A 25848-nucleotide genomic window follows, 5' to 3' on the forward strand; every position below is an offset into this window, starting at 1 on the left:
GCAAATTAACCAAGAGAATGAAACGCTGCATTTTTATCTATCTGTTTGTGCTGTCCTTTTCTTTGGGCTATTCACAAAATAGTTATCAAAAAGATGCCTTAACGATTCTTGCAGATTCTTTGCATCTAAAGGGCGAGTATGAGCAAGCGATAGCGATTAGAAAGCAAGCGATACAAACTCAAAATAATGCTTCTGCAGATTATCAAACTTATCTAAAGGTTAAATTTTTTCATACCAATTCTGCGAGTATGGAATTTAAAAGCTATGATTACCATAATGTAGATAAGACTATTACTAAAAAGGTTCGTGAACAGTATTTAGATAGTGCTTTACAATCGGCTATAAGAGCAAGAGATTTATATAGTAAAGAGAAATATCCAGATAAGATATTTCAGTATCAAATTCAAAACCGAATATATCATCAAACCGCTTATTTAGGGAATTGGAAACATGCTTTAGAGCAAGCCCAATTGGGTTATGATGTTTTAAAAGACACACTTTCTAATAAAGATAAATCCTTTGTAGATTTAATTTATGATATAGGTTTTATTCATAGTAAACTCGGTGATTATTCTAAAGCCGTAGAAAATTACCAAACCTCACTCGATTTATATAAAAGTGTTATTGGAGAGAATAACACTGATGTGGCTCAAGCGTACAATAATATTGCTGTTGAGTACCGTTACTTGGGATTGAAGAGAAAGGAATTAGAGTCCCTTTTAAAAGCAAAAACGATTTGGGAAACGCTTGATGAAAACGGTAATCAGCATTTCCTTTACAGGTGTTATGGTAATTTGTTTTATTGGTATTCTTACTATGGAGATTTTGATAAAGCTGAAGAATATATTTTAAAAAAAGATAAATTAAGACTAATTGCCAAAACCACTAAAGCGAATCTTCTATTAAGAAATAAGGAGGAAATTTATGAAGACAAATTATCTAATTGGTACGATTTAATGTTGCATTATTCTCGAAAGAAGGATACTATTAATACCGTTTTTTATACAGACACAATTTTAAAAACCATAGATTCTAGTAAAAAATTATCAAGATTTGAAGTGAATACTTTAAGCTCTACATTAAAATTTAAATCCTCACTTATTACTCATAAAAATCCAGAAGAAGCATTACAGTTATTAGATAAAGCGATAGCTATTAATGAAAACTATAAGACTGTTTATTATACCAAATCATTCGGTTATAAATTATATAAAGCAGAACTATTATTAGAGCGAAGACAATTTAATAATGCGTCTGTTTTGTTAAATGACTTAGAAGAGATTAAAGATAATGAAGAGACGTCTAGCCAATTTAAGTTAGCGATTCTAAGGGCTAAAACAGCGCTAGCATTACATCAGAAAGCAGCTTCTAAACGTTATTTTGATGATGCTTTTATGCTGTTGAATAACTCTAATAAAGACATTAATGATTTAACAGTAGAACATTTAAAGCCCTTAATTTCATTTGAAACTATTGCCGGTTTTTTAGCCATGGGTGATTTTTATTTTGAGCTTTATAAAAAAGAAAATATAAAAGCAGATCTAGAAAAAGCAACGCATCGGTATATCATGGCTTCTGAAATTTACAATCAATTATATTTAGGCCAACGCTATAATGAGAGTTTATTTACAAATTATAATGCTATAAATGAGGGCTTACTAAAAGTCGCTTTAGAACAACCTAATGACATAAGTTTGTTATCCAAAATTTTGAATACTATTGAAAATAATGGTTCAAAATTAACATGGTCTAAATTTGTGTTTAACAACCAACGGCAGCAATTAAAAATTCCAGAAAATTTTATTAGCAGAGAAGACCATGTTAAAGCGCAACTCAATTTTTACCAAAAAGCTTTAATTGATATTAAAGACGATTCAGAAGACAAAAAATCGCTTTGGCAGGATAAGATTTACGAACTAAAGAATGATTTAATCAAACTACAAGATTCAATAAAACAGCAAAATCAAACGTATTATCAATTTAATGTTCAAAAGTTTGATATTACAAGTTTACAAGCGGATTTAAAAGATAGAGAAGGAGTATTAAAATATATATTTACGGATGCTCATCTTTATGCTTTTTTAATAACAAATACTAACATTGAAATCTTACCAATTGTAGATAAGTCAACTGTTTTAAATGCTTTAAAAGAAGGTTTAAATGTCTTAAAACAAAGAACACCTAATTACCATGAAAATCTACGTAACGTTTCAAGTTTATTACTTCATCAAATAGACTATCAAGATTATATAAACTTAATTATTATTCCAGATGGGGCTATTCATTATTTACCATTTGAAGCGCTTATTTTAAATCAAAAAATGCCATTGGTAAGTTATGCGTCATCATTGCTTCTTTATCAGGAACAGAAAAAGATAACATCGACTTTCAGTGATGTAAAAATCGGAGCATTTTCTGCGTCAAATACAACGTCAAAGTTGCCTAAAGTATCACGTGAAATAAATTCAATTCTTAACATTTTTGATGGAGTCGCCTATTTAAACGCTTCAAAATCAGATTTTGAAAACAATGCCAATGACTTCAATGTATTACATCTGGCTATGCATTCTAAAATAGATGAGGTGCATCCCGAATTTTCATCACTTAGTTTTTATGGGGTAGATGATAATCAACTTTTTATTTCTGAGTTGTATAACGAAACCCTAAGGGCAAACATGGTCGTATTAAGTGCCTGCGATACTGGTAGTGGTTTTTATGAAAATGGGGAAGGAGTCATTAGTTTATCTAGAGCTTTTAATTATGCAGGAATCCCAAGTACCGTAATGAGTTTGTGGAAGGTGGATGACGAAGCTACAGCTACAATAATGACCTATTTTTATAGCCATTTAAAGTGCGGAGAATTCAAAGATGAAGCGCTTAAAAACGCCAAATTAGACTATTTAGAAAACACAGATGATGAGTTACTTAAACATCCCTATTACTGGTCTGGTTTTGTAATTACTGGTAATACTGATGCTCTTGTAGAGACGCACAACTATTGGTTCTTTCTTTTAATTATTCCTTTTATTATTGTAATTCTGTTTCGAAAACAACTATTCCAGTTTTTTAAGAAGTGAATTTGCTTCAGGTTTCTTAAATGTTTCACCTGAATTTAATAAGGTTTTCAACTCTTTTTTTGCCTTTTCTATTTGGGTTGTTTTTATATAAGCTAAAGCCAAATACCAATGCGAGCGATTTGTTAATCGGTCTGAATGCTTCAAATGGTCTTCAAATGTTGTAATTGCATTTTGATAATCTTCTAAGGCTAATAGCGAATTTGCTTCATAGAATAATAACTCTGAGTTTTTTGAATCTTTATAAGCCGTTTGAAATAATAAAATGGCTTGCTTGTAATCCGCTTCACCATAAGCAATAAAGGCATTATTTAAATTAGTTTCGTTATCTGCGGAGCGTACAATTGGGGAGGTTACATTTTCTGAAGGTTCAAAATAGGTTGAAAATAACTTTTCTTCATCAAGGTTGGAATTCATAAAAAGATTAATACTTAGTATTATCAATATAAGTCCTGCCGCTGCAATTAGAGGTTTTAGCCATTTAAACGTTACACTTTTTTCGGGGTCAGGATATTCAGCTTCCTGTGCTGCTAATTGCTTTTTAAATTGTGCATCATCTTCTGTTTCAGAAACTAATTTTATGTTTTCGAGAAAATCGACTTCCTGTTTAAAGTTGCTATCATTTTCATAACGTGTATTAAATTCTAGAGTTTCATTGGGCGTCAAACTCTTAGAAAAATACTTTTCTATTAGTGTTTCGTTAATCATTATTTAGGGGGATTTTTTATTAGGTTTTTCAATGTTTTTAGGCAGCGCGATTTTTGACTTCGCACAACGGCTTCATTTTCATAACCTTCTAAAGTTGCTATTTCTTCATTAGTTAGTCCTCTGTAAAAGCTTAATGTTAACATTTGCTGGCAACTATTTCCTAATTGTTTAAAATAATGCCGAAGTAACTCTTGCTCTTTGGTAAGCTTGTCTGGTGATTCTATAACAATTTCTTCATAGTCAGACTCTACTTTATGTAAGACTTGTTCATAAGATCGCTTAGAAGCATATTCTTTGAGTTTTTTGTAGATAAGATGTTTTCCTATACCGAATAGATATGTTTTAAAACTGCTGTTTACCTCGAGTAGCTTTCCCGAAATTGCATGTTTTCTCATGGCTAAAAATGCCTCTTGATAGATGTCTAAACTATCAGCTTTAGCAATATTATATTTTTTTGAAAAACCTAAGAAAGAATTTCTGTAGTTATCGTAAAGTTCTTTTATGATCTGCTCATCATTATGTTTGAGGGCTTCTACAAAATGATTTTCCATACTATTTTTTATAACCGTGTTAACATCTGTAATTTTTCCTTCACTAAAGGTAAATCATTCTAAATCAAATCAAAATGAAAAGTAAAAATAGTTATGCCATTGTATCTATTCTTTTTTGCGTGTTTTCTATAGCAACATCTCAAGCTCAATTTTTTAAAAAACTTCAGAAAAGAGTCGAACAAAAAGTAGAAAATGCGGTGATTGAAAAAGCGGCTAATAAAGCGTCTGAAAAAGCCACAAAGTCTATGGATAAGGCTTTTGATATTAATCCTTTTGGCGGTAGCAAAGAAAAAGCAGATGCGTCTTTAGTTGCCGATTCTTATGACTTTACTTGGAAATATTCTTTAAAAATGACCACTAAAGAAGGCGAGATAGTTTTTGATTATTATTTAAAACCAGGAGCTTCTTATTTTGGGTTCACTTCTGCAGTTATGGAAAGTATGTTTACGGTTATGGATAATGGAAACAAGCTCACCGTAATGTTTATGGAATCTAAAGGCAATAATATAGGCATGGTAAACCAAATGCCAGAGCTAAATATCGAAGAAGCAAATAACGACTCTGAAGGCTACAAATTTGAAGTATTACCAGAAAAAACCATTAATGGTTATAACTGTAAAGGGGTTAAAGCTACTAATGCCGATTATGAAATGGTCATGTATTTTACTAAAGAAACTGAAGTAAGTTTTGATGATATCTTCAAAAACAAAACCACCAAAGTACCTGCACAGCTTAAAGATTATTTTGATCCTAACGAGAAAACACTAATGATTTCTATGGATATGAAAGACCTCAAGAATAAAAAAATGAATGCAAAAATGGAATGTATAGGTCTAGAAGAAGTCCAAAAAATGATTTCTAAGTCAGCGTATAAATTTATGTAATACCATTTAGAATAAAACCCATAACAATCGTTTTAGGGGGATTTCTCAAAACAAAACACTAACCAAAAATCAAATCAAATGAAAACTCAAAAATCCGTTACATGCTCAATCATTTTATTTATCAGTTTATCAATTTCTCTAATGGGCTGCAGTAGCTCGGATGATTCTGATGATTTAAGCTCAGGCTGTAATAATTGGTCAGAACTATATTTAGCTCAAGCCAATGCCTATTCCGCAGCATTTAACGCTTATGCTACAGATCCGTCCGTAGCCAATTGTCAAAGTTATAAAACTGCTGGATTGAATTATATCGATGCTTTAGAAGATGTTATGGATTGTGTTCCCAATGCTAATAGACAAAGGTTTTTAGAAGATGTAGAGGAATATAGAGACGAGGTTAATGCCGTTGTCTGCAACTAAGAACGGACTTCTCAATTTGTCAATTTATTTTAAAAATTTAGGCTATCTAAAAATGTATTGATTAACCAATAACAATTTTAACCATGAAAAAACGACTACTCATTTTTGCTTTTATTCAGCTTTCTTTCATTTCATTTTCACAAACAACATATACAGTTAACAGTCCAGCAGATTTGCCAGATATTAATCTGAACGATTCATTTTGTGGAGACTCCCAAGGTAACTGTACGTTGCGTGCAGCCATGCAAAACGCCAATAAAACAAGTAATAAAGATAGCATAGAATTTGATATTTCTGGAAATGCACCATTTGTAATTACGGTTACAGATGTATTACCTCCTATCGCACAACCTCTTATTATAGATGGTAGAACACAATTAGATTATATAAACTCACCAATAATAGAAATCGATGGCTCTACTTTAGCAGGCACGCATAATGGCATACAACTCATTGGTAGTTCTGAAGGAAGTGAAATTTATGGATTGAGTATTGGTGGTTTTAAAAGAATGGATATTTATCCCTATAGCTTTGGAATGGGTATGTATGCAATCACTGGCAATCATATTATTCAATCCAATTATGTAGGTCTAAAACCCGACGGTTCTACCATAAATTCTAATACAGGAGGTGGATTGTATTTTAATAATACAGGAGGAAACCAAATAGGAGGCATCTTAGCCAACCAAGGGAATGTTATTTCAGGAAACCTAATAGGTGGTGTTACCTTTGAGGGCACACCAATCAATTCGGCAGCATCAAATAATAGTGTCCAAGGCAATTTAATAGGTACTGATGCCACCGGAACTTTAGTAAGAGGCAATACCTATAATGTTCAGTTTTTAAATGCCTATAATAATACTTTAGGTGGTAACAGTATAGGAGCTCGTAACATTATTTCTGGAAGTAATAGTGCAACTGCTAATAATGTGGGTACAGGAATAGCACTCTCAGGACCTGAATGTTATGGTAACAAAGTCATTGGTAATTATATTGGTACAGATATTACAGGAACACAATCCTTACCTAATGTAAGAGGTGGCGTTTTTATGCTTTTTGGAGCCCATGATAATGAGATAGGCACTGACCAAGCAGGTGAAGGAAATATTATATCTGGTAATGGGTTATATGGTATTTATAGTCAAGGTGGTGAAACGGATCATGTAGATTCTAACAGTATTAAAGGCAATTATATAGGTGTAGATGTTACCGGAAATGTGGCTTTACCAAATGGTAAGGGTATCGTTTTTAATGTAATGAACAACAATAATAATATTATTGGTGGTACAACTGCTAATTCTAGAAATATTATTTCAGGTAATACGGGTGATGGAATTTCTATTAATAACGGAAATAACAACCAAATTATTGGAAATTACATCGGAACAAATGCTGAGGGAACTGCTGCAATCGCCAATGATTATGGACTTTATGTAGCTGGTGGTAACACGACTATTGGTGGACAAACTGCAGGTTCAAGAAATATTATATCTGGTAATAATTATGGCATCTATATTAGTGAAAGTACCTCAAATGGGTCTTCAATAAAAGGTAATTATATTGGATTAAACGCAACAGGTACAGGTCCTATAGCAAATTCAATAGGACTCACATTGTCCTCTACATCTACAAATTGTGTTGTTGGTGGCGATAATCCTCTAGATAGAAATATCATATCAGGTAATAGCTATTTAGGAATGTATGCTTCTGGTACAGCAAATGTGATAAAAAATAATTATGTAGGCTTAAATCCTGAAGGTGATGGTGTTATTGGAAATGAGAAAGAAGGCATACGGTTTTATAATACTTTAACGGATACTGAAGTTTCAGAAAACACAATTTCCGGAAATGGAACCATAGCTAGTCAAGCATTTAATGTTTATTTTCTAACGGCTAATGGGTTGCATTTTTTCAATAATAAAATAGGCACCTTGCCCGATGGTAATACAGGTGTTACCAATCTTGGGACAGGTATTGGTCTTTTTAACTCCAGTAATAACACTATTGGAGGACTTACAGCAGCTGAGGGCAACATTATAGGGAGTCATAACAATAATGCTATAATTTTGATTTTAGACTCTAATAATAACGTATTAAGTTATAACAAAATAGGTGTGGGATTAGATGGAGTTACAAGCCTTGGGAATGGGTTTGTAGGTATTGGGATTTTTGATGCCAATGTAAACAATGCAATTACTCATAATATTATAGCAAACAATCAAAAGGGAGTTAGCTTAAGTCCTAGTCCAGGTTTTCCAACACAAGTCACCATTTCGGAGAACAGTATCTTTAACAATTCAGTTATTGGAATTGATTTGGTAGGAGCAACAGCAAATGATGTGAGCGATGCAGATACTGGACCTAACAATCTTCAAAACACACCAGAAGTTAGTTCTATTATTTTTTTAGGAGAAGATGTTATAGAAATCACTTATGCAGTTCCAAGTTCTATAGCCAATTCTGCATATCCTTTGGTAATCGAATTTTTTGGAGCAGATAATGGTCAAGGAAAATTATTTATAGATGCTGATGTTTATACAGCTACAGGAGTTAAAACCATTACCTTAAATCTTCCTACAGGTTTTGATGTAAATGATTATAACAACATTGTTGCAACGGCTACAGATGCAAACGGTAATACTTCAGAATTCGGAATCAACGTTAATTATCCATTATCGGTTTCACAGTTTGAAAATAACAGGTTCAAACTTTATCCAAACCCAGTTTCTAATGTGTTATTTATTAAATCACCAGTTTCAGAAGCCTATAATTTAGAATTAATAAACACTTTAGGTCAAGTGGTTTTGACTCAAAAAAATAATAATGCTTCAATAGAATTGAAAGTTTCAAGCTTATCAAATGGACTCTATTTTTTAAATATTACTTCTGAAAGAGGAACTACTGAAATCATCAAATTCATTAAGAATTAAAAAGTTAATGATGAAAATCTATTTAAAAATACTCACTGTTTTTCTGTTAATGTTCTCTTGCCAATCCAATAAAAAAGAAGGCAATAATTTGGAATCAGCACTAGAAAAAGAGCACACGTCTCAAAATAACGACATAGATGTCATTATTACGCAACAACAGTTTAGTGATTTTTTTCCAAAAGAACTTGGAGATTATAAACTTATAGAGGTTTCCGAAGAGACAGTGCTATCTCGTACAATAACGAGTGCATTTTATTTGAAGGGCGAGGATATGAAGAATAATATGGAATACAGTATCGAAGATGGTTATAAAAAGGGTGCTTCAGTAATTAAAGAATTTGAAACATCCTATAGGTACAAGAATAAAGGAGAAGGAGATACAGAATATATTTACGAAGAACGCAATGGCTACCAAACCATCGCTTTTTTGCAGCCAGAGGTAAACCTTAATGAAATTTGGTTTGTTTATAACCAACGTTTTAGCATTGTTTTGGAAGGGACTGAAGATTCAGATAAACTATGGTCTTATATCAAAGAAAAGGATTTAAAAAAATTGGATAAGTATTAAAATCATGAAAATAATGGCATCAATACACAATAAAACAGTCACCGAAAACGAAGGGAAAACTATAGCTATTATTGCTTACATCACCCTTATAGGATTAATCATTGCTTTTGTAATGAATAGTGAAAAAAAGAACGAATTTGCTAGATATCATATTAAACAATCACTTGGTTTAGCGTTGACAGGCTTGACTTTGTTGATTATTGGGCTTATTCCCATTCTAGGATGGCTCATAAATATTGTTGGAATATTTGTTTTGCTATACCTATGGATAATGGGATTAATAAATGCCATTAATGGAAATGAAAAACCATTACCAATTTTAGGACACAAATATTTAGAATGGTTTAAAAATTTATAAAAACTCTCATTATGAAAATAAAATTACTAGTCAGTATGGTTTTAAGTATTCTGTTAAATTCTATAGAAGCACAAGTAGAAAAAGTAGAAACTTATTTAGTAGGTACAAAAATAACTTACTATTCAAACCAATGCGGAAACACGATTCCAGAAGCTCAAGGGAAAATATCTTTTTGTGATAGTCAGAATAATTTGGGAGTGGTAGAAGCGAGTTATGGATTAAATTTTAGAGGTATAAATGAAATAGTGCCTAATTATTATAATACTGATGAAATGTTTTTAACGGACACGGGAGTTTCTATTAGAAAAACCGATGGTACTTGGGATAATATACCGGAGTTTACAGCACCTAGAGGCTCTCTTAATAGTAATGCGGCAGCTATTGGAGATGCTATTGTTAATAGTGATGGTTTATTGTTTTTTGATCATGGTAATAATTGGGGTTTACATTATTTGGACCTAACCACAAAAACCTATAATACATTATCCTATGCTACTGGAACAGGAGGTAGTAACGGTAATTACACACATTCCTTTGCCTATGATGCCGTAAACCATGTAACCTATATTATGGCACAATCAGGCGGGAATTCAGGTTATAAAATTTTTAAATATGAAAACAACACGTTAAGCTATTTGGGCGGACTTCCAGCAGAAGTAACTGGAGAAAACAGTTATAGTAAATTAATAGTTGCCAATGAAGCGCTGTATTTTGGAACTTCAACAGGCTTATATAAATTAAATAAAAATACGATTGCTCTAGAGGAATCTTATTTAACAGATTCGTCTCAGTTTACTACTGATGTGCAGGATATTATTGATGATGGAAATGGAAACCTTTGGTTGGCAAATAGAAACAATAATGATGGTGCCATCTATAAATTTAATATGGCAAGCGAAGCTGTTAAGACCTTCCAACTTGCAAAAACCACAACAGCAAATTATACTTTTAATAGCTTAGACATTGATAACAATGGAACGGTTTGGGCAACGGCCAATAATCTATCTGGTTTTGTAGAGTTAGTTCCAACAGAAACCAATCCTACTTGGACGGTTAGATCTATGACAGACATCGATGATTTAGGATTCCACATGACCTATGCGCCAGGTGTAGTTTCCAAGTTCAATAATAAAATTTACATTATGGTTATCAATAATGGCTATTCACAAGATATCTTTAATTACGAGGCTATTGTTAATGATAATGGTGTTTGGAGTGGTATTTCAGACGATGAACCAGATAATTTTTCTGATAAAATGACGCTCAGATATCATTATGCTTATCCAGATGCCAATGGTATATGGTGGTATAATTATTATGATGGAGGTATTATGACTTATATTTCCAATACCGATGAATTTAGCAAGCAATATCGTTTAGGAACTACAGTATCCTTTATTTTAGATTATGATGGAAAACCAATAATTGGAGGAGGCAGCGCACATGAAATACGAAAAGTATATACACCTTATGTCTCCAAAATGCCAGAATTGAGCAGCAATGATATCACACAATTTCATAAATATAAAGACCAGATATGGGTATTCAGTAGAACGGCTAGAAAAATATTTGTATATAAACATAACCAATTAATACAAACTTTTAATCTAGACGAAACTACATATAACACTTGGTACGATTTTACACCAGGTATTAACGGAAATGCCTTTTTTGCTAAACGTTTAGGTAATAATGAGGTAGAGTTTAAAAAATTTGATACTAATACACAAATCACTACCACCTTTTTAAGCACGACGTATTTAGGTACTATCAAAGAATTGATTCCACTACCAAATGGCAATGTGGCCGTTATTTGCTCTAGTGGCATCTTTTTATTTAATGGTACTACGTTGACGGCTATTGGAAATGATGTGTATGCCGATTTATCTAATATAGCAACTGGAATTTCAGATTTATATGGAAAAATCTATCTATTATCTTCAAGTGGAAAAATCATTAGTATAGAAAATCCAGAAACCGCAACACCAATATTTTCTACTACTCAAGTTTCTGGAACTTCAGGATTAGTGCCTTATAATGCATTTTATAGTCCATCGACCTTAGCTATTGATGCTAATGGTGCGTTTTGGTCGCATGCTTCAGACAAATGGTTTAAAATCACAACCGATAATACCGTTCCTCAGTTTTTAAATGAAGGTTTTACTTATGGTATAACGGGAAATGTGTATGTGGATATTAATGAAAACAATCAATTTGATGTTGGTGAAGGTTACCCAAATCAAAAACTAACCCTAAAAACAAGTACAGGTGCTATTTTTGAATTGTACACACTTGCTGAAGGAAGCTATTATTTCCCTTATTTTGAGGGTTTAGGTACTTATGAGATTACGCTTCCTGTTCTAAGTCCTTTTGTAGTAGCACCAGAACGTCAAAGTATAGTAAACGTCACAGATTTAGACGCGAATACAAACGTAACTGATATTCAATTGCAGCCTAAGAATATAGAGTCGCTATTGATAAAATCTTCTGCAAAGCAAGGTGCTTGGGCTTTTACACGTTCTAATTTTGAAAACACGTTTACCACAGCCATAGGGAATTTGTCTTATACTAAAACATTCAATAATGTTGACTTTGATTATGTGTTTTTTAATGAAGATGAAGGCACGAACAATACATTACCAGCTATTGTAGACGTAAAAGTAACAAGACTGCAACCTACACAACCATTTCATCTCATTGATAAACTCACAATAGAACCAAGAAGCCATAAATGGAAAACCAATGTGAATCCAAGTACTTATACATCTTCTGTAATGTCATTAACACCAGTTATAACTACGGTTGCAGATACCACAAAAGTATCATTTTCGTTACCACAGATTAGTCCATTGGATACTTATATTCTTGAGGTTAAAACCGGCTTGTTTACACCAGCTAGCAATGGATCTGTGGTGAGCTATGGAGTTGAAAAAACGGCTAGTGACGAATTTGGAGGTGGTATCCCAGAACTAAATGTTTATGAGCTCATTCCAAGAAAACCTGAGAATGAACAAGGTTTTCCAGATTTGGGAGGGCCATACAAGACACCTGAAGAGATTTATGAAGAACCGCCATATCAGGAAAGAAAAGATGTCTATTCAGATGGTCCTTACAATACTCCAATTCGTTCCTCTTACGATCCTAATGATAAATTGGTAAATCCTGGAGTGCCAGAAGCCTTGAATGAAATTCAATTAAGCGAAAAATGGTTGAGCTATACCATTCGGTTTCAAAATGAAGGTAATTTTTCTGCTAAAGATGTTTTTATAGTGGATTCTTTAGATCAAAAATTCGATAAATATTCTTTGACACTATTAGAAAGTTCTCATCCATTAGCTATCGAAACCATTAAATCTAATGATCAGAATATTGTAAAATTCAATTTTAATGATATTTATTTAGACTATACAGCAAATGATGAATTAGCAAGTCAAGGTTATATTAAATACATGATTAAAGCAAAAGACGATGTTGTTGTTAATGATATTATGCAAAATAGAGCAGCCATCTACTTTGATCAGAATCCACCAATCATTACCAATTTAACCCAAAATAAATATGTTGAAGTCGTACTCAGTATCAGTCAATTTGATAGCGATAATCATAGCGTAAAATTATGGCCAAACCCTGTAGATACTCTGGTAAATATAAAATTAACAGAAGCAATTTCGTTTACCGTTAGTGTCCATAATTTATTAGGTCAAGATGTACAATCCAATACTAGCTTTAAAACGAATCATTTGTTGGATGTTTCAGATTTAAAAACAGGGATTTACATTTTAACGGTTAGTACTCAAAACGGGAATTCTCAATCCGTAAAATTTATTAAAAATTAAAAAAACCTCGCCATGAAAACAAAATTACTAATCAGTATAGGCTTATGTCTTCTAATAAACACTTTAGAAGCACAAGTGCAAAAAGTAGAAACTTACCTCGTAGGTACAAAAGTGACCTATTATCCTAACCAATGTGGCAATACGATACCTGAGGCTCAGGGCAAAGTCACTTTTTGTGACAGTCAGAATAATTTGGGAGTGGTAGAAGCTAGTTACGGACTTAATTATAGAGCTATTAGAAAAATGGTTCCGAATTACTATAACGATGACGAAGTATTTATAACACAAGCAGGGATTTCAATAAAAAAGACAGATGGTACTTGGCAAAACATTCCAAACTTTGTGATACCAAGAACGACAACTAATTCTGCAGATGCTAGGAGAGCAATTATAGACCACACAGGGAAATTATTCTTTTTTCATGGGTTTAATTTTGGTTTACATTATTTAGACCTAACCACAAATACATTTCATTTATTATCCTATGACACAGCAACTGGTGGAAGTGTGAGTAATTACACCAATTCATTTGCTTATGATGGTAGTACAAACACTACTTATATTGTTGCAGGAAATGGAAGTACACATCGGATTTATAAACATGAAAACGAAACACTGAGTTTTTTAGGAAACCTACCAACAGCAGTTACAGGCGAAAATAGTGAAAGCACGCTACTCTTTGCTAATGATGCCTTGTATTATGGAACCACAACAGGCCTATATAAATTAAATAAAAACACGATTGCTTTAGAGGAATCCTACTTAACGGATACATCTCAATATATTGTAAATGTACAGGACGTTGCTGATGATGGAAATGGAAATCTATGGTTGGCAAATTTAACAGGTACAAATGGTGTTATATATAAATTTAATATAGCAACTGAAGCTATTGCTGCGTTTCAATTAGCAAAAACACCAACACAAAACTATTCTTTTAACAATTTGGACATTGATAATAATGGAAAGGTTTGGGCAACAGCTCATAATTTATCCGGTTTTGTGGAATTAGAACCCGATGAAACCAACCCAGTTTGGACGATAAGAACATTAGCAGATATGGCAGTTTTAGGTTTTAAAATGACCTATTCACCTTCAGAAGTATATAGGTACAATAACAAGATTTATATTATCACCACTAGCAACACGTCGTCATCTTCTGATATTAATTATGAAGCCTTTGTTAATGATAACGGACTTTGGAGTGGTATTACAGATGATGCACCAGACAATCTTTCGAATAAATTGTTAAGTGCCTACTATTTTGCCTATCCAGATGCAGATGGTATGTGGTTTTACAACTTTTATGATGGAGGCATATTGAGTTACATTTCAAACACAGACGAATTTAAAAAACAATTCAATTTGGGAGGGACAAGCTCTTTTGTTTTAGATGCAGATGGCAATCCTGTAATTAATTACCAAACGTTGAAAAAAGTGTATATGCCTTATGTCGCAAATTTACCAAGTCATGGTTCTAGTGCAATTACCCAATATCATAGATACAAAGATCAGATTTGGATGTTTAGTAATTCGGCAAGAAAAATTTTTGTCTATAAACACAATCAGTTACTACAAACGTTCAATTTAGATGAAACGACCTATAGCAATTGGTACGATTTTACACCAGATATCAACGGAAATGCCTTTTTTGCTAAAAATGTGGGGAGTGGGATTGAGTTCAAAAAGTTCGATACTACGACCCAAACCACTTCAACTTTTATTAGCACCGTTAGTTTAGGAAGCGTTAAAGAATTAATTCCATTACCAAATGGCAATGTCGCTGTTATTTGTGGAGGAGGTATCTTTTTATTTGATGGAACAGATTTAACAAGTATTGGTGCCAATGACTTTTCTGCATTATATAATATTGTTGCTGGAGTTTCCGATATCAATGGGAAGATTTGGATGTTAACAAATGATTCTGCTCGGTTAATTAGTATTGAAAACCCAGAAGCTTCAACTCCTGTTTTTTCTTCTATTCAAGTAGAAGGTGGTTCCGGATTGATTCCTTACAATTCATTTTACAGACCAAAAGTATTGGCAATTGATGCCAATGGTGCATTCTGGTCGCATGCTTCCACTAAATGGATGAAAATAACGACGGATAATACAGCTCCTCAGTTTTTAAATGAGGGAGTCACGTATGGCATCGCTGGAAATGTGTATGTGGACATCAATGAAAACAATCAATTTGATACCAATGAAGCCTATCCTAATCAAAAATTAACTCTAAAAACCAGTACAGGTGCAATTTATGAATTGTACACAAAGTCTGATGGAAGCTATTATTTCCCCTATTTTGAAGGCTTAGGTACTTACGATATTACACTTCCCGTAATAAGTCCTTATGTATCTGCTCCAGAGCGTCAGCGACTTGTAAACGTCACTGATTTAGATACGGATACAAACGTAACTGATATTCAATTACAACCTAAGAATATAGAATCACTTCTAATAAAGTCATCTGCAAAACAAGGAGCTTGGGCCTTTACGCGTTCCAATTTTGAAAACACGTTTACCACAGCCATAGGGAATTTGTCTTATACTAAAACGTTCAATAATGTGGACTTTGATTATGTGTTTTTCAATAATGAAGAAGGCACTAATAATACATTACCAGCTATTGAAGAGGTAAAAATAACACGATTGCAACCCTTGCAGCCGTTCCATATAATAGATAATCTTACTATTGAACCTAGAAGTCATAAGTGGTCAACTAATATAGATCCTAGTGCTTATACTTCGACGCTTTTGTCTTTAACTCCAATTATAACGACGGTTGCGGATACTACAAAAGTGTCCTTCACTTTGCCACAAATAAGCCCATTAGACACGTATGTGCTTGAAGTTAAAACCGAATTATTTACACCAGCCAACAATGGATCTGTGGTGAGTTATGGAGTTGGAAAAACGGCTAGTGATGATTATGGAGATGCTTTGCCAGACCAAACCGTAGTAGAACTGATTCCAAGAGAGCCCGATGGAGGACAAGGTTTACCTGATTTAGGTGGACCTTATAAAACACCTGAAGAGATTTATGAAGAGCCACCTTATATACCAAGAAAAGACATCTATTCAGACGGTCCATATAATACACCAATTCGTTCTTCTTATGATCCTAATGATAAATTGGTAAATCCTGGAGTGCCAGATGCCTTGAATGAAATTCAATTAAACGAAAAATGGTTGAGCTATACCATTCGGTTTCAAAATGAAGGTAATTTTTCTGCTAAAGATGTTTTTATAGTGGATTCTTTAGATGAAAAATTCGATAAATATTCTTTGACGCTATTAGAAAGTTCACATCCATTATCTATTGAAACCATTAAGTCTAATGATCAGAATATTGTAAAATTCAACTTTAATGATATTTATTTAGACTATACAGCAAATGATGAATTAGCAAGTCAAGGTTATATAAAATACATGATTAAAGCAAAAGACGATGTTGTTGTTAATGATATTATGGAAAATAGAGCAGCCATTTATTTTGATCAGAATCCACCAATCATTACCAACTTAACCCAAAATAAATATGTTGAGGTCGTACTCAGTATCAGTCAATTTGATAGCGATAATCATAGCGTAAAATTATGGCCAAACCCTGTAAATACTATGGTAAATATTAAATTAACAGAAGGACTTCCGTTTACTGTTAGTATCCATAATTTATTAGGCCAAGTTGTACAATCCAATACTAATTTTAAAACGAATCATTTGCTAGATCTGTCAAATTTAAAAACAGGAATCTACATTTTAACGGTTACCACACAAGGTGAGAACTCTCAATCTGTAAAATTCATTAAAAACTAAAACTCATGAAAAAAATATTCTTGCTTATTATTAGCATTTTAGTATTCAATTTTGCACAATCCCAAAGCCATCCAAAAATTGAAGACTATCCTTTTGGAAGTTTAGATGTTGATGTTATAGTAATGTCTTTTGGTATGGAACATCCTATAAAAATAGGAAGTATGTCAAAATCTGGGGAAATTAAATTTGAGATTCCCAAAGAGCTTCCTAAACTATCAAAAGAAGCGGAAGACAATTTTATGAACGATGTGGCCTATACGCTTTTTGATGTTTGTGATAATGGTAGTGACCTAGTTTCTGGAAATGACAACATTAAATCCTTTGAAACTGGGGCCCTTTCACTTTGGACAAAAGACAACCGTTATGTCGGAGTGATTATTGCAGTTTCGGATGAGAAGCTCTTACCTTGGATAGAAGATCCAGGTTACAACGAGCCCATTTTAGAATCGTATTTCGAATTGATTTATGTGGCTTCACCCTTTAAGTATAAAGGAGAATGTACGCAGACACAAATGCTAGATGAGGGCAATGCAAACATCACGTTTGAGTATAATTTAAACTTAAAAGCTGGTTTTAATTTTGTTGAATATAAAATTGAAAGTATTCATAAAACTGATCCAAATGTAATAGCTTCTTTTCCAAATAAAGTTTCGGTAACCAACGTAGAAGACATTCCAAATTGTAAATGGATAGGAAAGTATTTTTAAGATGCTATAAAATTCAGTAATTTTAAACACGTTCAAACGCTAAATTTTTGAACGTGTTTTTTTATGAATATAGAGGACTACAGAAATTATTGCCTAAGTAAAAAAGAAGTCACCGAACATTTTCCTTTTGATGATGATGCACTTGTATTTAAAGTGCTTGGGAAAATGTTTGCATTAGCATCTTTAAAACGATGGGAAAAAGGAGAAGCCTTTATAAACCTAAAATGTGATCCCGACTATGCTCAAGAATTACGAGCAGAATACGACAGTATAAAACCAGGTTACCATATGCATAAACAACAATGGAATAGTGTCTATGTGCATTCTGGAGAGCTTTCAGTAAAACTTATTACGGAATTAATAGACCATTCTTATGATATGGTTGTAAAAGGCTTATCTAAAAAACTACGAGAAAGTCTGAATTAATTATACATTTGCACAATACAATATTTATTATGTCATTAGAAAGAGAACTACAACAACGCAGTGGCTCCAAGTGTGAGCTATGCGGCAACGAAGAAAAATTATCGGAATATACAATTTCGGATATTAAAGAAAACGGATTAAAAACAGTTCTATATGCATGCAATGTGTGTACAGAGCAAATGAATGATGCAGACGCTATTGACGCCAACCATTGGAGGTGCCTTAATGATAGTATGTGGAGCGAGCATGATGCTGTGAAAATTATGGCTTGGAGAATGCTAAACAGAATTAAGGACGATTGGACTCAGGACTTATTAGGCATGATGTACATGGAAGAAGAAACCTTAGAATTGGCAAAAGCTTCTGGCGATGGTGAAGATGATGAGAATAAGCTAATTCACAGAGATGTGAATGGTGTAATTTTAGAACATGGGGATTCAGTTGTGCTAATTAAAGATCTTAAAGTGAAAGGATCTAGTATGGTTGCTAAACAAGGAACTGCTGTTAGAAATATAAGACTAGATCACGAAAACGAAACTTATATTGAAGGTAGAGTCGATGGACAGCAAATTGTAATTATTACAGAATACGTAAAGAAAAACTAAATATTTAGAGACTAAATTAAGTTCGAATTTAGTGTTTAAAATAATTTCAAAAACCTGATTCTTAATTGATTCAGGTTTTATTTTTCCTACAAATGCACCATTTTAAAACTTGTTGTTTATCGAAAAAAAGAACATAACGTTTCGAATAGTCTATTCAAATTAACCCTTTATCGAAAATAACACAAAGACAGATAGTTATATCCGATATTGTGGTCATCCCTCTAATTAATGTATAAGGTATACTGATTAATAGCCTCAATTAGTATGAACTTTTAAACACTATTTATTATGGATTTACAGATTACAAACTACAATAATCGTTTTCAGATTAAAGGAACTTTAAACAAGCTAAATCTTAAAACATTCAATGCTCAATTTTCTAATATATTTGATGAACTTGATGATGTCTTATTAGATATCGAACAGGTAAGCAGTATAGACAGAGCAGGAGTTATGGCCTTAGCAAAATTGCATAATGAGTCTATTACAAAATCAAAACGATTATCAATAATAGGTTTTGGATGTAAAGAGTTGTTTCAGCATTTTAAATCTGAAGAGCCAAAAGAGACCATGATCGCTAAAAATGTAGTTGTGGCTGCTTAACCCAAAAGTAATTATACCAACATACAAACAAAGTACTTCCTAAGTATCTATGATGATAGATGGGTATTTATGAGATGCTTTGTTTTTTATTCTTGTGGACTTGACTTCGGTTTTAACAAGACATATCAGCGACAATTTTCCATTTTCCATCTATCTTTTTAAAGATAATAATGAAAACCCCATTGGCATTTTCAACTTGGCGATTGAGGTGGTATTCTCCCATCACCCAATAATTATCCCCTTCAATTTTCGAAATATCGTTAATTACAAATTTTAAGGTGCCACTTTCTGCTTTTGTTGGATATCCTTTTTGGTAATTGGCTAATGTTTGCTTCCATCCTTTGGTTAGTCCGTTACTTCCGTAGAATTTTAGTGAATCACTTTTCCAGTAGCCTTGCATAAAACCTTCTAAATCGTGATTGTTCCACGCAATTTCTTGGTCGTGCATTACTTTTTCGATACTCGCTTTAGCAGTTTCTAGAGTATCGTCTTTTGGTTTTTGCTGTGTACCACAACTAAATAGTAGAATTATTAATGCGAAATAAATGTTTTTCATTACAGTTAGTTTTAAGTTTTCTAAATGTAATGACTTTTAATAAAACTGTCACATTGAGTGTAGTCAAAGTGTTTTTTAATATAAGGTTTATCTGTTAATTACAAGACCTGTCAGGTCTCCAAATCAGCAAATTAAAGCACGCCTTTCTGTTTTTTAAAGAAAGCATCTGCTTGGTGTTGCATAAGTTCTCTAGCTCTCTTTCGTTTGTAATTCATTACCTCTTCTTCATCAGCAATCTCTGTATAAACCTTATTGTTAATGTCATTATCTGTTTTAACGAGAAGTTTACGCTCAGCAACTTGTTGGATGGTCCACGTTTGAATAGTGGTTTCTTGGTCTTGTAATCTATAATCAAATTCTCCTTTTGACGCCAATAGTTTCGCAATGATTGGAGAGGTTTCAATCGCTAAAAACAATAGAAAAATAAAGAAGGATGGTAACCAAGGTAATTCGTCTAAAGCGGTGATACGTGCCATTAACCCATCAAAATTATCAATAATAGGTTGTGATGCTTTAACATTAGTAGTATAATCTGCTTGAAGCGTTGTTATTTGGGTTTCAAGCGCTTCGATTTTAGTTTTATTATCAGATTTTAATTCTTGTAACTCGGCTAATCCAGCATCATGCTTGTCGCGCTTTTCCTTATATACTGGACCTTTGCCCAAAAGTTTAGAACCCGCTGTGCCTTCAGCTTCTGAAATGTAAGTGTTATATAATCCATTAACTTCCGCTTCTTTGGCATCAACTTGAGCATTTAAGCTTGAAATTTCACTTTCAAGCGCCGCAATTTTAGGACTAAACTGTTCAGCGATTTGATTTTGATTAGCAAGCGTTAAATCATTTTTTTGCTCAAGTAAAACCTGATTAATTTCCTTTTCAAAAATCTTTAATTCTAAAGGCTTTGAAATGACTACAGCAATAATAAGGGCTAAAAAGAGTCGTGGAGTCGCTTGAAGGATTTCATCTAAAATATTATCTCTTTTTTTTATGGTCGAAACAATATAACGGTCTAAATTAAAAATGAGTAAACCCCAAATGAGTCCAAAGAAAATTGAGGAATAAAGATTGTCAAAAACGGTGTAAAGTGCATAACTGGCGGCAATAGTTGCCATAACTGCTGTAAAGAAAACGGTTGCTCCTATACCTGCATATTTATTCTGTTCTCCGATAGAACAGTTTTCTAAAATATCGGTGTCAGCGCCAGAGCAAAGGATGAAGAATTGCTTTAACATAAGTGTTTGTTTTTTGATTGACCTAAAATTTAGGCTGATTGATTGACTATTAGAACGCTAAAGGATTGGTTTTGTTACACTTTAAAACAAAAAACCTCGAAAAATATCGAGGTTTTTTAAATAAGCTAGGTTTTTTTAATCTGAAATAGTAATAATAATGGGTTCAATATTAGAATCAGATCCATCTTTAATATTAAATATAATGACTTGTGTTTTAGCTTTAATCGTTTCAAGATTTTTTTAGGCGACAGCATCGATAGTATCAACTTTTATTAGTTGAGTGGGTTTGTTAGGAATTTTGAATTTGAACTTTATAACTTTTCCATTTTTAGTAGTGAGTTTGTAGGCTTCCCTAAAAATAGGACAGTTAATAATTCGAATTTACTAACTTTAAATTCAAACTGTCACAATGAGAAACAGCAAATTTAGCGAGAGTCAAATCATCAAGGCTCTCAAGGAGAATCAACAAGGTAGATCCGTAGGCGATATATCAAGAGAATTAGGTATCGACAAGAGTACGTTTTATTACTGGCGTAAGAAATACGGCGGTATGGAACAACAAGAGCTTAAGCGTCTCAAAGAGCTTGAAGCAGAGAATAACAAGCTCAAGCAAATGTATGCTGATGTTAGTTTAGACAATAAAATGTTAAAAGATATATTGTCAAAAAAGTTCTAAAGCCTTCCGACAAGCGAGTTCGTGTCAAATACCTTGTTAAAGAGTTTACCGTACCTATTTTACGTGCCTGTAAGGTTGTAGGGTTAAGTAGGTCAATGTGGTACTATCAGAGCAAGAAAAACGATAGTGAAGTTATTGATAAACTAACAGAACTTGCGGAATCTTATCCCACCAGAGGTTTTGATGAGTATTACCACAAAATCCGTCGTGAAGGCTTAAAATGGAACAGAAAACGAGTGCTACGAGTATATCGTGAGATGAAGCTTGGTTTAAGACGCAAGCATAAAAAGCGTTTAGTTAAACGTGTAAAACAACCTTTAGAAACACCAGAAGAACTCAATGTGTGCTGGAGTATGGACTTTATGAGTGATGCCCTTACCGATGGCAGAAAGCTTAGAGTCTTTAATGTTATAGACGACTGCAATCGGGAAGCACTAGCTATTGAAGCAGGACTATCATATCCAGCAAGAGCTGTTGTAGAAACCCTTGAATGCCTAAAAGAGGAAATAGGAGTGCCTAAGTATGTAAGATGTGATAATGGTCCTGAGTTTATCTCAAAAACATTTATGAACTGGTGTAAAAAGAACTTTATAGAAATCAAGTATACACAACCTGGAAAACCAATGCAAAACGGATACATAGAGCGTTTTAATCGTTTCTTTAGAGAAGATATACTAGATGCTTACTACTTTAATGACACACATCAGTTGCAAAACATAAGCGATAACTGGCGGGAAGACTATAATTTTAACCATCCACATAAATCACTAGGGAACAAATCCCCTAAAGAATATATGCCCAGATTTGGTGAAGAATTTAAATTCTTCACCAAATCTGACCTAAATAATAATTATTTATCGAACTTTAAGGTGTCCTAAAAAGGGGAAGCTTACAAGTTTTAAATCTTTAAACTCATTTCTGGTCATAGTTATCTTCTCTATTTTAATTACTCTGCCATTAATAATAATTAGAATTTTTTTTGTTCTTTTCAGTTCTGTTCGCCAATTTTTCCATTCACTCCTATAAGAATTGGCTTCTTAGAAATATAAATTAATGGTTCTTTAGTATCTGTTTTTTGAGCATTAACATTAAGTTTGGGATTCTTTTTTAATAAATCAATTGCTTTATCAGATGAAATTGATTTTCCTTCATTAAAGAATTTTGCATTGGTCTTTGCCATTCTAATTATAAAATCTAAAGTTGATTCAGGGGCTGGAGGTGGAGGCGGTAAATTATCCATTTTCACTTCTGTACCATAACTATTATAATATGTGGTTTTACCATGGCTTGTGGTGTAATAAAATGTTTCACCATTAATAGCTATAGTACCTTGCAGGTCATCAGGGATTTCAATAACTTCAAGAACTTCTCCTTCTGTTGTTGTCGCTGTTCCTACTTTATCCGGATTTGCCTTCATATAAGCATCAGTAGCCTTTTTCATTTTAGCTTCTTGCTCTGGCGTTGCATTATTAGGAATTGGTGGAGGCGGCGGAATTTTATTAATATCTACTGTTTTACCATATTTATCAAAATAGGTTGTTTTTCCGTTTTGCTGTGTAAAGTAATAGTTAACTCCGTTGATTTCTATTGGACCTTGTTTTAGTTGGGTGTCCTTTGGCTCAATATAAGTCGCTGAACCCATCGTTACCTTCCATGGTGATTTTACTATAGTATCTCTATTTTTATATTCTTTTAATGATTTTTCTTTTTCAATTTTAGCTTCTTCAAGCGTTAAGCCAGCATAAAGATTGAAATGTTTAGAAGGTAAACCGGATTTTTCTTGATTTTCTAAGTAGCCAATGGAAGAAGACCAAATATCTGCATTTCTTAATTCCTCCTGTACTTTTTGAGCAAAACTTAAGCTGTCGTTATACTCAATTAAAACAGATGCAAAAGCAAAATCTCTACGTTCTTCAATAGTAAGGTCTTTGTTGATTTTAATCGCAACATTAGCTAAATCTGCAAACTCAACTGGCATATCATTTAAAATAATACTGTTATCTTTTTTGATTAGTATTTCAACAGGCTTTATAGTCGTTGTATTCTGAGGCTTAGCTGGTGGAGGTGGAGGTGGTCCTTGAGGAAAAGCCGCTGCTGTTTTTTTCTGTTCATCAGTCATGATATTATAGATATGCTTGTACTTATCTAAATCTCTTTGTTTTACAATAGGATACTCCTTTATTTTACCGTTATTAGCACTTGCTTTTGCCATAGCGGTATTTATTTTTTTAGCCCAAGCATTGTATTCTTCAACTTGTTTTGCTGTTGCTTTTTCTTGTTCGCTATCTTTTACTACAAGACCTGGAAACGGAAATTCAATAGATTGATCTTCTTGTTGGGTTGACATTCTTTTATATATCTCTGAGAATTTTATAAAGTCTTGTTCGTTAATAGGTGGATAGAATGTGGCATCGTCTGAAAGTTTTGTGCTTTCACTATGTATCTTTTTAGCCCAAGCATTATAAGCGGAAATTTCTTTTTCTGTTAATGGTTTTTCTTGAGCTACAATACTATTATTTTGAAGCTTTTCTTTTTCTTGTATAACTTCAACTCGTTCAGCAAAACTGTAAAAAAGAATCGCAATAATTGGCAATACTAATACCGTACTTAGCCAAACTCTGGTTTTTGATGTTTGTGTTTTCATAACTGTAAATCGTTTTTTGATTGATGAATAATTGATGGCACTCGATAGTTGATGATTTTGAGTGTTTGATGAAAATTGTAATAGAATATGTTGATAAACTTTAGTGTCCGTTCCTTGTTCTAAAACGGCTTGGTCTGCTAAAAATTCATGATTAAGTTTTACATGATGTTTCAAAATGTAAATTAAGGGATGAAACCAAAATATAACTTGAAGTACCTCTAGAATAATAATGTCTAAACTGTGTAATTGCCTAGCGTGGGTTTCTTCGTGAAGTAAGACTTCTTTCGGAATGTTATCAGATTCATACCTTGTTTTATTAAAAAAGATATATCTAAAAAAGGAATGTGGAATTGTATTTTCATGCAGTAAAACATAAATAAAAGAGCGCTTTTTGATGTTGTCATTCTTAGAAATACGTCGTTGCATTTTTATAAGATTTACAATAAACCGTGAAGCAAACATTAAAACGCCAAATCCGTAAATTAACCAAAGTGTGGTTTCTAAATTAAAGAAAGGGGCTTCTTCAATGGTTACATCTTCTAATACTAATTCCATTGGAAAAAATACAGGTGCGGTTTCTGATGTGGCAATTACAGGTTCTATATATTCTGTTATGGTTAAGGTAGGAATTACTAATGCCAAGATCAAAACACTTAGTAGATAAAAACGTTTAAGGCGGTGCATATTCTGACGTTCTAAAAAGAGCACATAGACTAACCAAAACACAAATAAGCATGCGGAAAATTTTAATAAGTACGTTTCCATAATTATCGGTTTTTAATTTCTGTATCTATGATTTTCTTTAACGCCTCTAACTCTTCGGTTGTTAAATCTGTTTTACGCGTAAAGAATGATGCAAATTGCGAAGCACTATCATTAAAAAAGGTTTTAATGAGCCCATTAACATGCTTAGAAAAATAATCTTCCTTTTTTACTAGCGGAAAATACTCTCTCGATTTACCGTGCGTTTTATAATCTACAAAGCCTTTTCCTATCATGCGTTTTAGTAAGGTCGCAATAGTTGTGGTGGCTGGTTTTGGCTCTGGGTAGATGTCTAACAAATCTTTCATAAAAGCTTTTTCTAGCTTCCAGAGGTGTTGCATTAGTTGTTCTTCGGTTTTTGAAAGTTGCATGCTCTACGTTTTTAGAATTAACTCTACAAATGTAGAGTATATATTTTAATTCTACAAGTGTAGAGTTGGGATTAAGTGTATGAATACTTTTATTAAGTGATTAGTTTTGGGTGATTTAAAA

Annotated in this window: 20 protein-coding genes; 14 read left to right on the forward strand and 6 right to left on the reverse strand. The window is 33.0% G+C overall.

What is annotated here, in order from left to right:
- Window positions 1–17 precede the first annotated feature (17 nt).
- The gene (locus ADIWIN_RS08415) at window positions 18–3077 is read left to right on the forward strand and encodes a CHAT domain-containing protein (protein ID WP_020898249.1); all 3060 of its coding nucleotides are present in this window, start codon (window positions 18–20) and stop codon (window positions 3075–3077) included.
- Here the strand turns inward: ADIWIN_RS08415 and ADIWIN_RS08420 are convergent.
- Window positions 3054–3782 carry a tetratricopeptide repeat protein gene (locus ADIWIN_RS08420; protein ID WP_020898250.1) on the reverse strand — a complete coding sequence of 243 codons (729 nt, stop codon included), beginning with the start codon at window positions 3780–3782 and terminating at the stop codon, window positions 3054–3056. The two genes, ADIWIN_RS08415 and ADIWIN_RS08420, sit on opposite strands and share 24 nt — an antisense overlap.
- Complete coding sequence (locus tag ADIWIN_RS08425) at window positions 3782–4333, reverse strand: RNA polymerase sigma factor (protein WP_020898251.1); 552 nt, start codon at window positions 4331–4333, stop codon at window positions 3782–3784. The genes ADIWIN_RS08420 and ADIWIN_RS08425 overlap by 1 nt, the downstream gene beginning before the upstream one ends.
- Window positions 4334–4407: 74 nt before the next feature.
- Between ADIWIN_RS08425 and ADIWIN_RS08430 the strand changes: the two genes are divergently transcribed.
- The 11 genes from ADIWIN_RS08430 (at window position 4408) to ADIWIN_RS08480 (ending at window position 19486) form a co-directional block, all read left to right on the forward strand.
- Window positions 4408–5217: a DUF4412 domain-containing protein gene (locus tag ADIWIN_RS08430; protein WP_020898252.1), complete on the forward strand. Its 810-nt coding sequence runs from the start codon at window positions 4408–4410 to the stop codon at window positions 5215–5217.
- Between the two features lie 78 nt (window positions 5218–5295).
- Window positions 5296–5637: a hypothetical protein gene (locus ADIWIN_RS08435; protein WP_152487236.1), complete on the forward strand. Its 342-nt coding sequence runs from the start codon at window positions 5296–5298 to the stop codon at window positions 5635–5637.
- 83 nt (window positions 5638–5720) lie between these two features.
- Window positions 5721–8567, forward strand: coding sequence for a T9SS type A sorting domain-containing protein (locus ADIWIN_RS08440; RefSeq protein ID WP_040756746.1), 2847 nt, complete (start codon window positions 5721–5723; stop codon window positions 8565–8567).
- 10 nt (window positions 8568–8577) lie between these two features.
- The gene (locus ADIWIN_RS08445; protein WP_152487237.1) at window positions 8578–9135 is read left to right on the forward strand and encodes a hypothetical protein; all 558 of its coding nucleotides are present in this window, start codon (window positions 8578–8580) and stop codon (window positions 9133–9135) included.
- A gap of 13 nt (window positions 9136–9148) precedes the next feature.
- Window positions 9149–9493 (forward strand): DUF4870 domain-containing protein, encoded by a 345-nt coding sequence (locus ADIWIN_RS08450; RefSeq protein ID WP_020898256.1) that lies wholly within the window; start codon window positions 9149–9151, stop codon window positions 9491–9493.
- A gap of 11 nt (window positions 9494–9504) precedes the next feature.
- Entirely contained in the window at window positions 9505–13329 is a 3825-nt protein-coding gene (locus ADIWIN_RS08455; protein ID WP_020898257.1) for a T9SS type A sorting domain-containing protein, read from the forward strand.
- A gap of 12 nt (window positions 13330–13341) precedes the next feature.
- Window positions 13342–17145, forward strand: a complete 3804-nt coding sequence (locus tag ADIWIN_RS08460) for a T9SS type A sorting domain-containing protein (protein WP_020898258.1) — start codon at window positions 13342–13344, stop codon at window positions 17143–17145.
- Window positions 17146–17150: 5 nt separating this feature from the next.
- Window positions 17151–17852, forward strand: a complete 702-nt coding sequence (locus tag ADIWIN_RS19535) for a hypothetical protein (RefSeq protein ID WP_020898259.1) — start codon at window positions 17151–17153, stop codon at window positions 17850–17852.
- Window positions 17853–17915: 63 nt separating this feature from the next.
- A complete protein-coding gene (locus ADIWIN_RS08470) occupies window positions 17916–18278 on the forward strand; it encodes an MmcQ/YjbR family DNA-binding protein (protein ID WP_020898260.1) in 363 nt (120 codons plus the stop codon).
- Between the two features lie 29 nt (window positions 18279–18307).
- Window positions 18308–18883 (forward strand): PhnA domain-containing protein, encoded by a 576-nt coding sequence (locus ADIWIN_RS08475; protein WP_020898261.1) that lies wholly within the window; start codon window positions 18308–18310, stop codon window positions 18881–18883.
- Between the two features lie 288 nt (window positions 18884–19171).
- Entirely contained in the window at window positions 19172–19486 is a 315-nt protein-coding gene (locus ADIWIN_RS08480) for an STAS domain-containing protein (RefSeq protein WP_020898262.1), read from the forward strand.
- 112 nt (window positions 19487–19598) lie between these two features.
- Here ADIWIN_RS08480 and ADIWIN_RS08485 read toward each other — a convergent pair whose 3' ends face one another.
- Both ADIWIN_RS08485 and ADIWIN_RS08490 read right to left on the reverse strand, forming a co-directional pair.
- On the reverse strand, window positions 19599–20042 hold the full coding sequence (locus ADIWIN_RS08485) for a YybH family protein (protein WP_020898263.1): 444 nt from the start codon (window positions 20040–20042) through the stop codon (window positions 19599–19601).
- A gap of 131 nt (window positions 20043–20173) precedes the next feature.
- Window positions 20174–21274, reverse strand: a complete 1101-nt coding sequence (locus ADIWIN_RS08490) for a DUF4407 domain-containing protein (RefSeq protein ID WP_020898264.1) — start codon at window positions 21272–21274, stop codon at window positions 20174–20176.
- A gap of 409 nt (window positions 21275–21683) precedes the next feature.
- On the opposite strand from ADIWIN_RS08490, the gene ADIWIN_RS20845 reads away from it, so the two are divergent.
- Both ADIWIN_RS20845 and ADIWIN_RS20335 read left to right on the forward strand, forming a co-directional pair.
- On the forward strand, window positions 21684–21950 hold the full coding sequence (locus tag ADIWIN_RS20845) for a transposase (RefSeq protein ID WP_040756749.1): 267 nt from the start codon (window positions 21684–21686) through the stop codon (window positions 21948–21950).
- Window positions 21932–22828 carry an IS3 family transposase gene (locus tag ADIWIN_RS20335; protein ID WP_200859797.1) on the forward strand — a complete coding sequence of 299 codons (897 nt, stop codon included), beginning with the start codon at window positions 21932–21934 and terminating at the stop codon, window positions 22826–22828. Before ADIWIN_RS20845 ends, ADIWIN_RS20335 begins: the two co-directional genes overlap by 19 nt.
- 110 nt (window positions 22829–22938) lie before the next feature.
- Here ADIWIN_RS20335 and ADIWIN_RS19540 read toward each other — a convergent pair whose 3' ends face one another.
- Together ADIWIN_RS19540 and ADIWIN_RS08510 are read right to left on the reverse strand one after the other, a co-directional pair.
- Entirely contained in the window at window positions 22939–25359 is a 2421-nt protein-coding gene (locus tag ADIWIN_RS19540) for a M56 family metallopeptidase (RefSeq protein WP_020898268.1), read from the reverse strand.
- Between the two features lie 2 nt (window positions 25360–25361).
- Window positions 25362–25727, reverse strand: a complete 366-nt coding sequence (locus tag ADIWIN_RS08510) for a BlaI/MecI/CopY family transcriptional regulator (RefSeq protein ID WP_020898269.1) — start codon at window positions 25725–25727, stop codon at window positions 25362–25364.
- Window positions 25728–25848: the final 121 nt, after the last annotated feature.

Origin of the sequence: Winogradskyella psychrotolerans RS-3, from assembly GCF_000427335.1 — a bacterium.
Taxonomy (GTDB): domain Bacteria; phylum Bacteroidota; class Bacteroidia; order Flavobacteriales; family Flavobacteriaceae; genus Winogradskyella; species Winogradskyella psychrotolerans.

Excerpts from the sequence above, each read along its gene's own strand:
- ADIWIN_RS08415 (WP_020898249.1), top strand. The coding sequence starts at position 18 with ATGAAACGCTGCATTTTTATCTATCTGTTTGTGCTGTCCTTTTCTTTG.
- ADIWIN_RS08420 (WP_020898250.1), bottom strand. The coding sequence starts at position 3,782 with ATGATTAACGAAACACTAATAGAAAAGTATTTTTCTAAGAGTTTGACG.
- ADIWIN_RS08425 (WP_020898251.1), bottom strand. The coding sequence starts at position 4,333 with ATGGAAAATCATTTTGTAGAAGCCCTCAAACATAATGATGAGCAGATC.
- ADIWIN_RS08430 (WP_020898252.1), top strand. The coding sequence starts at position 4,408 with ATGAAAAGTAAAAATAGTTATGCCATTGTATCTATTCTTTTTTGCGTG.
- ADIWIN_RS08435 (WP_152487236.1), top strand. The coding sequence starts at position 5,296 with ATGAAAACTCAAAAATCCGTTACATGCTCAATCATTTTATTTATCAGT.
- ADIWIN_RS08440 (WP_040756746.1), top strand. The coding sequence starts at position 5,721 with ATGAAAAAACGACTACTCATTTTTGCTTTTATTCAGCTTTCTTTCATT.
- ADIWIN_RS08445 (WP_152487237.1), top strand. The coding sequence starts at position 8,578 with ATGAAAATCTATTTAAAAATACTCACTGTTTTTCTGTTAATGTTCTCT.
- ADIWIN_RS08450 (WP_020898256.1), top strand. The coding sequence starts at position 9,149 with ATGGCATCAATACACAATAAAACAGTCACCGAAAACGAAGGGAAAACT.
- ADIWIN_RS08455 (WP_020898257.1), top strand. The coding sequence starts at position 9,505 with ATGAAAATAAAATTACTAGTCAGTATGGTTTTAAGTATTCTGTTAAAT.
- ADIWIN_RS08460 (WP_020898258.1), top strand. The coding sequence starts at position 13,342 with ATGAAAACAAAATTACTAATCAGTATAGGCTTATGTCTTCTAATAAAC.
- ADIWIN_RS19535 (WP_020898259.1), top strand. The coding sequence starts at position 17,151 with ATGAAAAAAATATTCTTGCTTATTATTAGCATTTTAGTATTCAATTTT.
- ADIWIN_RS08470 (WP_020898260.1), top strand. The coding sequence starts at position 17,916 with ATGAATATAGAGGACTACAGAAATTATTGCCTAAGTAAAAAAGAAGTC.
- ADIWIN_RS08475 (WP_020898261.1), top strand. The coding sequence starts at position 18,308 with ATGTCATTAGAAAGAGAACTACAACAACGCAGTGGCTCCAAGTGTGAG.
- ADIWIN_RS08480 (WP_020898262.1), top strand. The coding sequence starts at position 19,172 with ATGGATTTACAGATTACAAACTACAATAATCGTTTTCAGATTAAAGGA.
- ADIWIN_RS08485 (WP_020898263.1), bottom strand. The coding sequence starts at position 20,042 with ATGAAAAACATTTATTTCGCATTAATAATTCTACTATTTAGTTGTGGT.
- ADIWIN_RS08490 (WP_020898264.1), bottom strand. The coding sequence starts at position 21,274 with ATGTTAAAGCAATTCTTCATCCTTTGCTCTGGCGCTGACACCGATATT.
- ADIWIN_RS20845 (WP_040756749.1), top strand. The coding sequence starts at position 21,684 with ATGAGAAACAGCAAATTTAGCGAGAGTCAAATCATCAAGGCTCTCAAG.
- ADIWIN_RS19540 (WP_020898268.1), bottom strand. The coding sequence starts at position 25,359 with ATGGAAACGTACTTATTAAAATTTTCCGCATGCTTATTTGTGTTTTGG.
- ADIWIN_RS08510 (WP_020898269.1), bottom strand. The coding sequence starts at position 25,727 with ATGCAACTTTCAAAAACCGAAGAACAACTAATGCAACACCTCTGGAAG.